The following is a 13,310-nucleotide window of genomic DNA, read 5'->3' as shown; positions in this document are numbered from 1 at the left end:
CGGGTGGGGCGGGGGCGGGTGGGGCCGGGGGGGGCGCCTGCGCCCCCGCGGCTCCATCCGGCCGGCCCCGCCACGCCATTCACACCGTCAAGCTGATCCAGGTCGTCTTCAAGTCCGAATATTTGTCCAGCGCGTGCAGGGACTTATCCCGGCCCGACCCCGATTGCTTGACGCCGCCGAACGGCACCGTGATGTCGCCATCGGCGTAGCAGTTGACCCAGACCAGACCCGCGCGCAGGCGGCGCGACAGGCGATGCGCGCGCGACAGGTTGGCCGTCCACAGGCCCGCGCCCAGCCCGTAGACCGAGTCGTTGGCCAGCGCAATGGCTTCGTCTTCGGAGCCGAAACGTTGCGCGGCCAGCACCGGGCCGAAAATTTCTTCGCGGACCAAGGCGGAATCCTGGTGCGCGCAATCGAAAATGGTGGGTTCGATGTAGTAGCCGCCCGTGTCGCTGCGCGCCTGCTTGCCGCCGATGCGCAACCTTGCGCCTTCGGACTGGCCGGCGGCAATGCGGTCCAGCACGCCCTGCATCTGCCGTTCGTCCACCATCGCGCCCATGGCGGTGGCCGGGTCCAGCGGGTCTCCCGGCTGCAACGTGGTCGCCACCGCCGCGACTTTTTCCATGAAGGCGTCGTAAATGCCGTCCTGCACGTACAGGCGCGAGCCGGCGATGCACACTTCGCCCTGGTTCGAGAAGATGGCCAGCGCGGCGGCTTGCGCGGCGCGGTCCAGGTCGGGGCAGTCGTCAAACACGATGTGCGGCGACTTGCCGCCACATTCGAGCCACACCCGCTTCAAGTTCGATTCGCCCGCATAGCTCATGAAGCGCTTGCCCGTGGCGGTGGACCCGGTGAACGCCACGCAGTCCACGTCGGGGTGGCGGCCCAGCGCCTGCCCGGCCACCGCGCCCAGGCCCGGCACCACGTTGAAGACGCCGGCCGGAATGCCGGCTTGTTCCGCCAGCGCCGCCAGCCGGATGGCCGACAGCGAGGCCTGTTCGGCCGGTTTCAGGATGACGCTGTTGCCCGCCGCCAACGCGGGCGCCACTTTCCAGGCGGCCATCATCAGCGGGTAGTTCCACGGCACCACGGCCGCGACCACGCCCAGCGCTTCGCGCGTGATGGTGGCCAGCGCGTCCGGGCCGGTCGGGGCGATCTCGTCGTAGATCTTGTCGATGGCTTCGGCGTACCAGGCGTAGCAGCGCGCGGTCTCCGGCACATCGAAAGCCAGCGCGTCGCGGATGGGCTTGCCCATGTCCAGCGTTTCCAGCAGCGCCAGTTCTTCGGTGTGTTCGTCGATCAGGCGGGCCAGGCGCAGCAGGCGTTCCTTGCGTTGGCGCGGGGCCAGCTGGCTCCAGACGCCGGCTTCGAACGCACGGCGCGCGGCGGCCACGGCGCGGTCTACATCGGCCTGGCCGCAAGCGGCCACGTCGGCCAGCCGCCGGCCGTCGATGGGGCTGGAGGCGGCGAACGTAGCGCCGTCGGCGGCGGCGCAGTAGGCGCCGTCGATGTAGGCGCGGCCGTCGATGCGCAGCGTGGCGGCGCGGTCATGCCAATAGGCGCGGTCGTGTTGGCTCATGCGGGTTCTCCGGAATGAAGGCGGGATGGGGTGGTGGAGCCGGGGGGCGTATCGCTGTGCGCGTTGGCGCGCGCAACCATCGCGTCCAGCAGCACGTTGCAGCCCGCTTCCAGGTCGGCGGGCTTGGCGTCTTCGATCTCGTTGTGGCTCACGCCATCCTTGCAGGGCACGAAGATCATGGCGGTGGGCGTGACGCTGGCCATGTAGACGGCGTCGTGGCCGGCGCCCGTCACGATGTCCATGGCGGCCAGGCCACGGCGCGTGGCGCCGTCGCGCACCTTTGCCACCAGGTCCGGGTCGAACGGGGTGGGCGGGAAGTACTGCACCTGCTTGACGTCAACGGTGACGCCGTGGCGTTCGGCTACGTCGGTGCACGCGGCCAGCCAGCGCGCGTCCATCTGCGTCAGCGTGGCTTCGTCTTCATGGCGCAGGTCCACGGTGAAGCGGACCTGGCCGGGGATGACATTGCGCGAGCCCGGATGCGCGTGGATTTCGCCCACCGTGCCGCGCCCATGCGGTTGGTTGTCGTTGGCGATGCCGATTACCGCCTGCAACAGGAACGTGGCGGCGTACAGCGCGTCGCGGCGGATGGGCATGGGGGTCGGGCCGGCATGCATTTCCATGCCGGTGATCACCACGTCGTACCAGCGCACGCCCAGCGACCCGGTCACCACGCCGACCACTTTGTCTTCATGTTCCAGGATGGGGCCTTGTTCGATGTGCGCCTCGAAGTACGCGCCCACCGGCCGCCCGCCCACGGGGTCCGCGCCCGCGTAGCCGATGGCGGCCAGTTCGTCGGCCACCGACTTGCCGTCGTGGTCGCGCGCGGCCAGCGCCACTTCCAGCGGGAATTTACCGGCGAATACGCCGGAGCCCATCATCACGGGCAAAAAGCGCGAGCCTTCTTCGTTGGTCCAGATGGCCACTTCCAGCGGCGCCTCGGTGACGACGCCGTGGTCGTTCAGGCTGCGCATGACTTCCAGCCCGGCCAGCACGCCGTAGCAGCCGTCGAACTTGCCACCGGTGGGCTGCGTGTCGATGTGGCTGCCGGTCATGACGGGCGGCAGGTCGTTGTTGCGGCCGGCGCGGCGCGCAAAGATGTTGCCCACCTGGTCCACGCGCAGCGTCATGCCGGCCTCGCGCATCCAGCCGGTGACCAGGTCGCGGCCCTGGCCGTCCAGCGCGGTCAGCGCCAGCCGGCAGTTGCCGCCCTTGGGGGTGGCGCCGATCCGCGCCAGGTCCATCAGCGACTGCCACAGCCGCTGTCCGTTGATCGAAATCGTGCTTGTCATGGGTTCACGTCCTGTCAATGGCCATTGTTGGCGGAGTTCGGGGTGTCGTTGCCGCGCGCGATGCGGGCTTGCGCGGCTTGGCGGATGCCCATCAGCGTTTCGCCCGGGGCGATGCCGTTGGCGTCGTAGCGGATTTCCAGCAGCGCGGGCAGGCTTTCCTTATCGGCAAAGGCCAGCGCGCGTTCAAACGCGGGTCCGAAATCTTCCGTGGTTTCCACGGCTTCACCATAACCGCCGTAGCCCCGGATGATCTGCGTAAAGTCGGGGTTTTCAAAGCCCAGCGCAATCGTGCGGGCGGGGAACTCGCGTTCCTGGTGGGCGCGGATGGTGCCCCAGATACTGTTGTTGAACACCAGCACGACCACGCCCAGCTTGTACTGCAAGGCCACGCCCAGTTCCTGCATGTTCATCTGAAAGCAGCCGTCGCCCGCGTAGCACACCACGGTGCGGGCACGGTCTTGCAGCTTGGCCGAAATCGCGGCGGGCAGGCCGTAGCCCATCGACCCGACGGTGGGGGTCAGGCTGGTGCCCGGGCCGGTGTAGCGGCGATAGCGGTGCGGATACAGCGCGTAGTTGCCCGCGCCCACGGTGATGCAGGCGTTGGGCGGCACGTGCGCGTCCACGTAGGCGGCCGCCGCGTCCAGGCTCATCGGGCCGGGCGCGGGCAGCGGGGTCAGGCTGTCCACCAGTTGCTGATGCGCGATGCGCACGGCCTCGCCGCGCGGCTTGGCATGACCGGGCGCCAGGTCCGCCAGGCTGGCGGCAAAGCTGGCCACATCCGCCACGATGGCCTGGGTGGGCGAAAACACGCGACCCAGCTCGGCGGCGTCCGGGTAGACGTGGATCAACTTCTGGCGCGGCAGCGGGCTTTCGATGACGGTATAGCCTTCGGTCGTGGCTTCGCCCAGGCGCGTGCCCACGGCCAGCACCAGGTCGGCGTCCTTGACGCGCTGGCGCAGTTCCGGCGTCATCGCCCAGCCGACGTGGCCGGCGGCGTTGGGATGGCGCTGGTCAAAACATTCCAGGCGGCGCCACGCGGTGCCCACGGGCAGCTCGAAGCGTTCGGCAAAACCGGCAACCTGGTCGATGGCGGTCTGGTGCCAGCCATTGCCGCCCAGCAGCAGGAAGGGGCGTTCGGCGGCGTTCAGCAATTCGGTCATGCGCGTCAGATCGGCGGCGCCCGGGTGGGTGTGCACGCGCGGGTAGCGCGGCAGGTCCGCCACGCGGGCCGTGCCCCACAACGTGTCTTCTGGCAGCGCCAGCACCACGGGGCCGGGCCGGCCGCTGGTGGCGACGGCGAAGGCGCGCGAAATGAATTCGGGGATGCGGTCGGTGCGATCGATCTGCGCCACCCACTTGGCCATTTGCCCGAACATGCGGCGGTAATCGATTTCCTGAAAGGCTTCGCGTTCCATGAAGTCGTTGCCGACCTGGCCCACGAACAGGATCATCGGCGTGGAGTCCTGGTAGGCGGTGTGCACGCCGATGCTGGCGTTGGTGGCGCCCGGGCCGCGCGTGACGAAGCAGATGCCGGGTTCGCCCGTCAGCTTGCCATAGGCCTCGGCCATGTAGGCCGCGCCGCTTTCCTGGCGGCAGACCACGGGTTCGATGGCGTCGGTGTGTTCGTTCAGCGCGTCGATGCACGGCAGGTAGCTTTCGCCGGGAATCATGAACACGCGGCGCGCGCCATGGATGCGCAGCTGCTGCATCAGGATTTGGCCGCCGTTGCGTTCGGGAAGTGCGGATGACGTCATGCAAGGTCTCCTTGTTGTGGCACGGCCTGCGCGCGGCGCTCGGCGGCCCATCGTTCGAATTGGTCGTGGCGCGCCAACAGGCGGCGCGCGGTGTTGTAGGTGGGCGGGTCGATGCGTTCGGCGTCGTGGCGGCCGGCGCGTTGCGCCTCGAAGCGCGCCACGCAGTCGTGCGCGGCGTCCACGTCTGGCGGGGCCGGAGTGAACACCTGGTGGATCAGGGGCACCTGTTCGGCCACCGTGGCGCATTTGGATTTCAGGCCCAGGCGGCGCGCCCAGCGCAGGTCCGCTTCCAGGGCGGGCAGGTCGCGGTAATTGAACGGGCAGTCGATCGGCACGCAGCCGGCGGCGGTGCAGTCCACCAGAAAGCGGGCGCGCACGGCGTGCAGTTCAATGCCGTCCTTGCCGCGCTCGGCGCCCAGGCTGGCCGTCAGGTCTTCGGCGGCCAGCAGGCAGGCGGACACGCGCGGGCTGGCGGTCAGGATGTCGTAGGCCCGCACCAGCCCGAGCGCCGATTCCAGCGTGGGCACGATCTCGGTACTGCCGGGGGGCAAGCCCAGTTCGGCTTCCAGCGCCGTGATGGCCTGATCCAGCGCAACGATCTGCGCGGCGCTTTCGGCGTGCGGCAGGAACACCGCATCGGGTGCGCCCGGCATCACGCCGCGCAGGTCGGCCAGCCCGTCGTCTTCCAGCTTGTTGATGCGCACGGCCGCCACGACGCCCTGCGCGCGGCACGTGGCAAACAAGGCCGCAATGCGTGGCCGGGCGGCGGGCCGTTCCACCGCCGCGGTGAATTCTTCCAGGTCGGCCACCAGCGCGTCCGTGCCGCTGGCCAGGCCCGCGGCCTGCGCGGCGGCGTCCATGCCGGGTACGAACATCCAGCTGCGGCGCAGCGCGGCGGGGCGGCGTAAATAGGTGTGGGTGGTCATTGCACGTGCCTCGGCAGGAACAGCACCAGTTCAGGAACAAACGTCAGCAGCAACATCACGCTGGTCATGGCCAGCATCATCCAGGACAGCGGGCGCAGCGTTTGCATCATGTTGATGCCGCCGATCTTGCAGGCGGCCATCAGGTCTACCCCGACCGGGGGCGTGTTGGCGCCGATGGCCATGTTGATGGACAGCAGAATGCCGAAATGCACCGGGTCGATGTTGTAGTGTGCCAGCACCGGCATCACCACGGGGGCCACGATGATGATGACGGGGATGGCCTCCATGAAGGTGCCCAGCAGCAGCAATACCACCGTCAGCACCAGCAGCACGGCCGTCTTGCTGTCGGTCCATTCCACCAGCAGGGTGGATAAGGCTTGCGGCACCTGTTCGGCCACCAGCACCCAGGCAAACAGGCCGGACGCGCCGATGATAAGCAGGATGGACGCGCTGCTTTCGCCGGTGGATTTCAGGTTGTCCCACAAGGATTTCAGGCTAAGCGTGCGGTACCAGAAAAAGCCGATCAACAGGGCGTAGACAATCGCGCTGGAGGCGGCTTCGGTGGCGGTGAAGATGCCGAAGCGGATGCCGCCGATGATCAGCACCGGCACCATCAGCGCGGGCAGCGCATCGATGGCCGAAGCGCGCAGTTCGCCCCAGGAAAACGGCTGGCCGCCCGCCCAGTTGTGCTTGCGCGACTGCCAGATGGCCACGCCGATCAAGGACAGGCCCAGCAGGATGCCGGGGATGATGCCGGCCACGAACAGCTTGCCCACCGACGTATCGGTGATGGTGCCGTAGACGATCAGCACGATGCTGGGCGGGATGATGGTGGACGTGGCGCCCGCGCTGCCCACCAGCGCGCAGGAAAAGCCCTTGTCGTAACCGCTGCGCGCCATGGCGGGCAACAACAGGCTGCCGATGGCGACCACGTCGGCCACGCCCGAGCCGGACAGCGCGCCGAACATCAGGCAGGCCAGCACGGCCACGACCGCCAGGCCGCCCTTGATGTCGCCGACGATGGCGGCGCACAGGCGCACGATGCGCTGCGTCAGGCCGGCGCCGTTCATCAGCTGCGCGGCCAGGATGAACAGCGGAATCGCCAGCAGGGTGAAGCTGTCCAGCCCCACCACGTACTGCTGCGCCGCCACCATCATGGGCGCCGAGTCATACACGGCCAGATAGGCCAGGCACGACAGCACCAGGCCGAATGCAATGGGCATGTCGATCAACACGGTGATCGTAAACACGCCCATCAGGAAGAGAGCACCCGAAGACATCTTGTTATTCCTTTGCCGTGGCGGGGGTGGGCGCGAACAGCTGCGCCAGATGGACGACGATGGTGACCGCGCACGCAAACGGCAACGCCAGGTAGACCGTGCCGGCGGACACGTCCAGCGCGGGCAGCGTCTGGTCGCCGGTGAGCTCGGCCAGTTGCCAGCCCGCGTAGCCCAGCGCCGCCAGGCCCACGATGACCAGCAGCTGGTTCAGCCGCTCGAAGGCATTGAGCACGCGCGGGCTGCGCACCACGAAAGGCAGCAGGCCGGCCATCAGGTGAGAGCGTTCGTAGCTGCACGCCACGCCGCCGATGAAGGCCGACCACACCAGCACCAGGCGCGGCAATTCCTCGGCCCAGTGCGGCGTGGTGTGCGTGACAAAGCGGGAGAACACCACGTAAGAGATCAGGATCGCCAGCAAGGCCACCGCCAGGGCGGCAAAGGCCTTGCTGATGCCCGACAGGATGGCGGACAGTCGGTTAAGCATTACTGGGCCTCGCGGTACTTCTGCACAATCGCCATCAGCTCGGGGCCGTAGGTGACCGAGTAGGTCTTCCACACGGGCTGCACGGCGGCGGCAAAGGCGGCCTTGTCGACCTCGTTGACCTGCATGCCTTTTTCTTTGAGCTGGGCCACGAACTGCTGGTCGCCGTCGGTGATCATCTTGCGCTGGGCGTCGCGCCACTTGTCGGCGGCGGCCTGCACCACCTTCTTGTCATCGGCGGAAATGCGGTTCCAGACCGGCTTGGAAATGATCAGGTTGGCCGGGCCCCACACGTGACCCGTCAGCGACAGGTACTTCTGCACTTCAAAGAACGACGACGTGTAGATGATGGACAAGGGGTTCTCTTGCGCGTCGAACACCTTTTGCTGCAACGCCGAGTACAGCTCGCCAAAGGCCAGCGGGGCCGGGTTGGCGCCCAGCGCGGTAAAGGTGTCCAGGCGCATCTTGTCGGGCGTCACGCGGGTTTTCAGGCCGGTCAGGTCGGCGGGCTTGTTCACGGGGCCGCGATTGTTGGTCACGTGGCGAAAGCCGTTTTCCCACCACGAGATGATCGTCAGGTTCTTCTTGTCGGCCAGCTTGGCCAGCGCCTCGCCCAGCTCGCCGTCGTAGGCCTTGTAGGCTTGCTGCGACGACGACCACGTGTACGGCAGTTCCACCACGCCGAACTTCGGTTCAATCGGCTGCAACGAACCCGAGCCGATGATGGCGGCGCCCTGGCTACCGATCTGCAAGCCTTCCAGCATGGTCTTTTCGTTGCCCAGCTGGCCGCTGGGGAACAGCACGAAGTTGACGCGGCCGGCGGTCTTTTCCTTGACCTCGGCGGCGAAACCCTCGGCCGCCTTGTTCCAGCTGTGGCTGGGAGCCAGCACGTGGCCAAGCTTGATGTCCAGGGCATGGGCGGACAGCGGCGCAAAGCCGGCCACGGCAAGCAGAGCGCCGCCGATCAGGGCGCGAAACGTTTGGGGAGCGTGGGTCATGAAGTAACTCCAGATGCAAGAGAGAAGTAGGGGTGGTGGGTTCAACAGGCGGCGGGGTGCGGCCCCGCTCAGTAGGATTGCGCCCGCATGGATGCGGGGTGGCCGGGCAGGGGGATACACGTACCGGTATCGGTCAGGCCGTTGTCTCCCACGGCCAGCACCTGCAAGGTTGCGTCCAGAAAATTGCCGACATACAGGTAGCGGCTGTCGGGGCTGAAGGCGATGCCTTCGGGCAAGGCGCCGACATCGATGGCGCCCGCGCGGGTGACGCGCAAGCCGTCGATGTGCAACAGCACGATCTTGCCGTGCGGATGGTGGAACCAGTCGGACGACGGGTTGTTGGAGCCTTGCACGATGGCCACGGCGGCGTGGCGGCCATCGGGGCTGATGGCGATGCCTTCGGGGCCGTCTTCCACCATGACGCGGTCGACGACGCGTGGCGGATCGCTTTGCAAATCCACCACGCTGATGGAATCGGCATGGCCGTCGGACGCCGTGGGGCTGCCCATATCCACCACCAAGGCCAGCGCGCCATCGGGCGACACGACCAGGTTGAACGGCACCAGCCCGGTGGTCAGGTCTTCGGACGGATCGTGCGTGACGCGGGGCGTGGGGCCGGTGTCGTCGACGTGCAGCACGGCCAGCCGGTGCGTATCGGTCTTCACGACGTAGGCGCGGCGGCCATCGGCCGAGAACGACACGGCGACCACGGGCGTGCCCAGGTCGATTTCCCCGCAGACGGCCACGCGGCCATCGCGGATGGTCAGCACGGACACCGAGCAGCCGGCCTTGTTGGCGACGAGGGCCATCGTGCCCGCGCGGTTGATCGACAGGCCGGACGGTTGCAAGCCCGCTTGCAGCGTCTGCACGATGGCCGGCGGCGTGGCGGTCAGGTCCACCACATACAGGTCACGGCCCGGGGTGGGCTGCCAGCCCTTGCTATCGGCGCGTTCGGGCCACGCCATGGAATCGGCGATCAAGGCCAGGCGCTGGTCCGGCGTGACGGCCAGATTGACGGGCGGACCAAACAGCGAATTGGGCAGCGGCAGGGTGGCCACCAAGGCGGGCGCGGCGGGGTTGGCGGCGGCGTCGAAGATGCTGAGCGAGTCGCGGCCGGGCGCCAGGAAGCGGATCCGGCCGTCGTCCCAGGTGACTTTCTCGTCGTTGCCGACCAGGAGGTAATGCGGGGCGGGGGCAGGCGGTTGCGCCGCTGGCATCGGTGCGCTGCCGGGTGTGGCGGCCAGGGGCGTTGTCGCGGGGCTGGTTGCCACAGGGCTGGTCGTCACCGGGCTGGTCGTCACTGCGGTCGGGTGTGCGTTCATGCCGCCAGCTCCCGCGCTTCGGGCACGGCCAGCGTCGCGCCGATCAGTTGCCGGGTGTACGGGTGCTTGGGTGCAAAGTAAACCTGGTCCGCCGCGCCGCGCTCGACCACGCGGCCGCCTTGCAGCACGACGATCTCATCCGCAATGTGCTGCACCACCGCCAGGTTGTGGCTGATGAACAGATAGCCCAGGCCGCGTTCGCGTTGCAGTTCCATCAGCAGGTTCAGGATCTGCGCCTGCACGGAAACGTCCAGCGCGGAAGTGGGCTCATCGCAAATCAGCAGCTGGGGTTCCAGCATCAGCGCGCGGGCAATCGCCACGCGCTGGCGCTGGCCGCCCGACAGTTCACGCGGGTAGCGGCCGGCAAACGCGGGCACCAGCCCCACGGCGTCCATCATGCGGCGCACGGCCGCCGCCTGCGACGCGGCGTTGCCGATGCCATGCACGCGCAACGGCGCGGTCAGGATTTCGTTGATGGTGCGGCGCGGGTTCAGCGACGAATAGGGGTCCTGGAACACCATCTGGATGCGGCGTGCGCGGGCGCGGGCGGGCATGGCGGTCAGCGGCTTTCCGTCCAGCAACGCCTGCCCTTGGGTGGGCGCCAACAGGCCCAGCATCAGTTTGGCGATGGTGGACTTGCCGCTGCCGGATTCACCGACCAGGCCGATGGTCTGGCCGGCGGGCACATGCAGGTCGATGTCATGCAGGATGCGCGGCGCGGGGCGGCGCGAGAACAGGCTGGCGCGGCCGTAGTGGAACGACAGCGCGTCCAGGCGGATGCTGCCGGGCGCGGTGCTTGGCGCGGTGGTGGGCGCGGTGGTGGGCGCGCTGGTGGGCGGGGTGGCCGACGGCATGGCGGTGGCCTTGTTCATGGAAGTATTCATGCCAGGGCTCCTGCGCGCAGCGCGCCGGGTTTGACGCACAGGCAGCGGTGTTCGCCCTGCACGCGCGGGGCGATCGGCTGCGCGCAACGCGGTTCGGCCACCGGGCAGCGATCCCGAAACGCGCAGCCCCGGATGGCGGTGTCCAGCGACGGCACGGCCCCGGCGATGGTGGGCAGGTCGGTATGCGGCGCGGTGCGTCCGGGTTGGGGGATGCAGTTCAACAGCATGGTGGTGTAAGGATGGCGCGGGTCCGCCAGCACCTCGGCCACGCTGCCGCCTTCGACGATGTCGCCCGCGTACATGACGATGACGTGGTCGGCGATGCGCGCCACCAAGCCCATGTCATGCGAGATGAACACCATGCCCAGGCCGAACTCGGCCTGGATGTCGCGCAGCAGGTCCAGCAATTCGGCCTGCACGGTAACGTCCAGCGCGGTCGTGGGCTCGTCGGCAATCAGCAATTCCGGGCCGCACATCAGCGCCATGGCGATCATCACGCGCTGGCGCAGCCCGCCCGACAGCTCAAACGGATACTGGCGCATGCGTTCTTCCGGGTTGGTGATGCCGACCCGGCGCAGCAGGTATTGCGCGCGCTCGGCGGCCTGGCGGCGGCTGACGCGCTTGTGCCGGCGCATCACGTCGATCAGCTGCGTGCCAATCTGAAACACCGGGTTCAGCGACGTCATCGGATCCTGAAAGATCATGGCGATGCGCGCGCCGCGCAGTTCGGCCAGCTGGCGCGGCGTCAGCGTGGACAGGTCTTGCCCGGCGAACTCCAAGCGCGTCATGCGGCGGCGCGCGGCGGCGGGCAGCAGGTCCAGCAGCGCCAGCGCCGTCAACGATTTGCCGCAGCCCGATTCGCCGACGATGCACAGCGTCTTGCCGCGTTCCAGCGTGAAGTCCACCGCGCGTACGACGTGCTTGGTGTGCGTGGCGGTATGGATGTCGATATGCAGGTTTTCAACCCGCAGCAGGGGGTGGGACGTCGCGGTCATGGCCTCAGCCCTTTTTCATCTGGATGGCGCGCAGCGTTTCGCCCGCGCGGTTCACGCACAGCACCAGCACGAACAGCACGATGCTGGGGATGACCACCAGCGACGGCTGGAACAACATGTTTTCCTTGCCCTCGGCAATCATCAGGCCCAGCGACGGCATCGGCGCGGGCACGCCCAGCCCCAGGAATGACAACGACGCTTCCAGCGTGATGGCCATGGCCGCGTCCACCGTGCCGATGATGAGCAGGTTGCCCACCAGGTTCGGCAGAATGTCGCGCCAGATGATTTGTAGAGGCGTGCAACCTTGCAGCCGCGACGCGGTGACGAATTCGGCGTTGCGCAGGCCGGCGGCCATGGTGCGCGCCACCAGGGCGTAGCGTTCCCACAGCAGCAGGCCCAGCACCAGCACCACCACGGTCAGCGATGCGCCCACCACCGACACCACGGCCAGCGCCACCAGGATGATGGGCAGCGCCAGGCGGGCGGTAATCAGGAAGGACACGGCGCGGTCCACGGCGCCGCCGAAATACCCGGCGACCACCCCCAGGGTGGTGCCGATCAGCCCGCCCATCAGCGCGACCGACAAGCCGATCAGCGCCGACACCCGCACGCCGTACAGCGCGCGCGCCAACACGTCGCGGCCCAGCTGGTCGGTGCCCAGGATGTGGTTCCAGTCACCGCCTTCAGCCCACACGGGCTCTTGCAGACGCGCCAGCAGGTCTTGCGAATAGGGGTCGTGCGGGATCAGGTACGGGCCGATCAGGCCGGCCAGCACCAGCAGGGCCAGCACGGCCAGGCCAAGCAGTTGGCCGGCGCGCGCCAGACGGTCGCCGCGCGTGGCGGCGGGCAGGGAAGTCGCGGTAGCGGTCATAGCGGTATTCATCAGGCGGCTCGCACGCGGGGGTCCAGCCAACCGTTGACCAGGTCGGCAAGCAGGGTCAGCACGATGTAGATCAGCGCAAAGATCAGGATCAGTGCCTGCATCGTGGGGAAGTCGCCACGCAGGATGGACGTCCAGGCCAGCAGCCCGGCGCCATTGATGGCGAACACGGTTTCGATGACGACGGAGCCGGCCAGCAAGGTGCCCATCTGCGCCGCCGCCAGGGACACCAGCGGCCGCAGCGCGTTGCGCAGCGCGTACTTCAACACCACGCTGGCGCCGCCCAGGCCCATCGCACGCGCGGTGCGGATGTAGTCGGTGGCCAGCACGGTTTCCATTTCGGACTTCATCAGCCGCAGCATCGCGGGCATGGCGAACAGGCCCAGCGCCACCACCGGCATCACGTAGTGCTTCCAGGTGTCAAAGCCCGAGGCGGGCAGCCATTGGTTGCGCACGCTGAACACGATGATGAGCAAAAACGCCAGGCAGAACGGCGGCATGGCCTGTGCGCAGGCGGATAGCAGCATGGTGGCGCGGTCCACCAGCGAGCCTTTGCGCAAGCCGGCCAGCACGCCCAGCGGTATCGCCAGCAGCAAGGCAAAGGCCATCGCGGCCAGGCCCAGTTTGGCGGTGGCGGGGAAATGCTGGCCCAGCAATTCGGCCACGGGACGGCTGAAGTACAGGCTGTCGCCAAAATCACCGCGCACCACGCCCGCCAGCCAGCGGCCGTATTGCACCAGGATGGGATCGCCAAAGCCGTGCTGTTGCGACAGGCGGGCGGCGTCGGCCGCGCTGCCTTCACCGGCCAGGCGCGCGGCCGGGTTGCCGGACGCAAACACCAGCGAAAAGCTGATCAGCGATACGAACACCACCAGCAGGGCGGCGACCAGCAAGCGGCGAAACAGGAATGCAATCATGG

The 13,310-nt window shown here is 68.0% G+C and carries 12 protein-coding genes; all 12 read right to left on the bottom strand.

The features are described 5' to 3' along the window. Positions 1-79: 79 nt before the first annotated feature. The gene (locus tag KYT87_RS29815; protein WP_255594138.1) at positions 80-1,579 is read right to left on the bottom strand and encodes an aldehyde dehydrogenase; all 1,500 of its coding nucleotides are present in this window, start codon (positions 1,577-1,579) and stop codon (positions 80-82) included. Beyond that, positions 1,576-2,871: a Zn-dependent hydrolase gene (locus KYT87_RS14745; RefSeq protein ID WP_219992565.1), complete on the bottom strand. Its 1,296-nt coding sequence runs from the start codon at positions 2,869-2,871 to the stop codon at positions 1,576-1,578. The genes KYT87_RS29815 and KYT87_RS14745 overlap by 4 nt, the downstream gene beginning before the upstream one ends. A 14-nt stretch (positions 2,872-2,885) precedes the next feature. After that, positions 2,886-4,625: a thiamine pyrophosphate-binding protein gene (locus tag KYT87_RS14740; RefSeq protein ID WP_219992564.1), complete on the bottom strand. Its 1,740-nt coding sequence runs from the start codon at positions 4,623-4,625 to the stop codon at positions 2,886-2,888. Continuing rightward, the gene (locus tag KYT87_RS14735; RefSeq protein ID WP_219992563.1) at positions 4,622-5,551 is read right to left on the bottom strand and encodes a CoA ester lyase; all 930 of its coding nucleotides are present in this window, start codon (positions 5,549-5,551) and stop codon (positions 4,622-4,624) included. Before KYT87_RS14735 ends, KYT87_RS14740 begins: the two co-directional genes overlap by 4 nt. Then, the gene (locus KYT87_RS14730) at positions 5,548-6,831 is read right to left on the bottom strand and encodes a TRAP transporter large permease (protein ID WP_219992562.1); all 1,284 of its coding nucleotides are present in this window, start codon (positions 6,829-6,831) and stop codon (positions 5,548-5,550) included. Before KYT87_RS14730 ends, KYT87_RS14735 begins: the two co-directional genes overlap by 4 nt. 4 nt (positions 6,832-6,835) lie before the next feature. Next, a complete protein-coding gene (locus tag KYT87_RS14725; protein WP_046807327.1) occupies positions 6,836-7,315 on the bottom strand; it encodes a TRAP transporter small permease in 480 nt (159 codons plus the stop codon). Further along, positions 7,315-8,310, bottom strand: a complete 996-nt coding sequence (locus KYT87_RS14720; protein WP_046807326.1) for a DctP family TRAP transporter solute-binding subunit — start codon at positions 8,308-8,310, stop codon at positions 7,315-7,317. The genes KYT87_RS14725 and KYT87_RS14720 overlap by 1 nt, the downstream gene beginning before the upstream one ends. A gap of 68 nt (positions 8,311-8,378) precedes the next feature. Next, positions 8,379-9,632, bottom strand: coding sequence for a YncE family protein (locus KYT87_RS14715; protein WP_255594137.1), 1,254 nt, complete (start codon positions 9,630-9,632; stop codon positions 8,379-8,381). Continuing rightward, positions 9,629-10,516: an ATP-binding cassette domain-containing protein gene (locus tag KYT87_RS14710; RefSeq protein ID WP_255594136.1), complete on the bottom strand. Its 888-nt coding sequence runs from the start codon at positions 10,514-10,516 to the stop codon at positions 9,629-9,631. Before KYT87_RS14710 ends, KYT87_RS14715 begins: the two co-directional genes overlap by 4 nt. Next, positions 10,513-11,511, bottom strand: coding sequence for an ABC transporter ATP-binding protein (locus KYT87_RS14705; RefSeq protein ID WP_219992561.1), 999 nt, complete (start codon positions 11,509-11,511; stop codon positions 10,513-10,515). The genes KYT87_RS14710 and KYT87_RS14705 overlap by 4 nt, the downstream gene beginning before the upstream one ends. Positions 11,512-11,515: 4 nt before the next feature. Then, the gene (locus KYT87_RS14700) at positions 11,516-12,382 is read right to left on the bottom strand and encodes an ABC transporter permease (RefSeq protein ID WP_255594134.1); all 867 of its coding nucleotides are present in this window, start codon (positions 12,380-12,382) and stop codon (positions 11,516-11,518) included. Positions 12,383-12,393: 11 nt separating this feature from the next. Beyond that, positions 12,394-13,308, bottom strand: a complete 915-nt coding sequence (locus KYT87_RS14695; RefSeq protein WP_046807323.1) for an ABC transporter permease — start codon at positions 13,306-13,308, stop codon at positions 12,394-12,396. Positions 13,309-13,310: the final 2 nt, after the last annotated feature.

It is taken from the genome of Achromobacter sp. ES-001 (genome assembly GCF_019448355.1).
GTDB classification, from domain to species: domain Bacteria; phylum Pseudomonadota; class Gammaproteobacteria; order Burkholderiales; family Burkholderiaceae_B; genus Achromobacter; species Achromobacter spanius_B.
Note: the sequence above shows the minus strand (reverse complement) of the source record. Positions and strands in the feature narration are given on the sequence as shown.

Bases quoted from the DNA above. Each gene is read 5' to 3' on its own strand.
- KYT87_RS29815 (WP_255594138.1), bottom strand. From the start codon at position 1,579: ATGAGCCAACACGACCGCGCCTATTGGCATGACCGCGCCGCCACGCTG.
- KYT87_RS14745 (WP_219992565.1), bottom strand. From the start codon at position 2,871: ATGACAAGCACGATTTCGATCAACGGACAGCGGCTGTGGCAGTCGCTG.
- KYT87_RS14740 (WP_219992564.1), bottom strand. From the start codon at position 4,625: ATGACGTCATCCGCACTTCCCGAACGCAACGGCGGCCAAATCCTGATG.
- KYT87_RS14735 (WP_219992563.1), bottom strand. From the start codon at position 5,551: ATGACCACCCACACCTATTTACGCCGCCCCGCCGCGCTGCGCCGCAGC.
- KYT87_RS14730 (WP_219992562.1), bottom strand. From the start codon at position 6,831: ATGTCTTCGGGTGCTCTCTTCCTGATGGGCGTGTTTACGATCACCGTG.
- KYT87_RS14725 (WP_046807327.1), bottom strand. From the start codon at position 7,315: ATGCTTAACCGACTGTCCGCCATCCTGTCGGGCATCAGCAAGGCCTTT.
- KYT87_RS14720 (WP_046807326.1), bottom strand. From the start codon at position 8,310: ATGACCCACGCTCCCCAAACGTTTCGCGCCCTGATCGGCGGCGCTCTG.
- KYT87_RS14715 (WP_255594137.1), bottom strand. From the start codon at position 9,632: ATGAACGCACACCCGACCGCAGTGACGACCAGCCCGGTGACGACCAGC.
- KYT87_RS14710 (WP_255594136.1), bottom strand. From the start codon at position 10,516: ATGAATACTTCCATGAACAAGGCCACCGCCATGCCGTCGGCCACCCCG.
- KYT87_RS14705 (WP_219992561.1), bottom strand. From the start codon at position 11,511: ATGACCGCGACGTCCCACCCCCTGCTGCGGGTTGAAAACCTGCATATC.
- KYT87_RS14700 (WP_255594134.1), bottom strand. From the start codon at position 12,382: ATGACCGCTACCGCGACTTCCCTGCCCGCCGCCACGCGCGGCGACCGT.
- KYT87_RS14695 (WP_046807323.1), bottom strand. From the start codon at position 13,308: ATGATTGCATTCCTGTTTCGCCGCTTGCTGGTCGCCGCCCTGCTGGTG.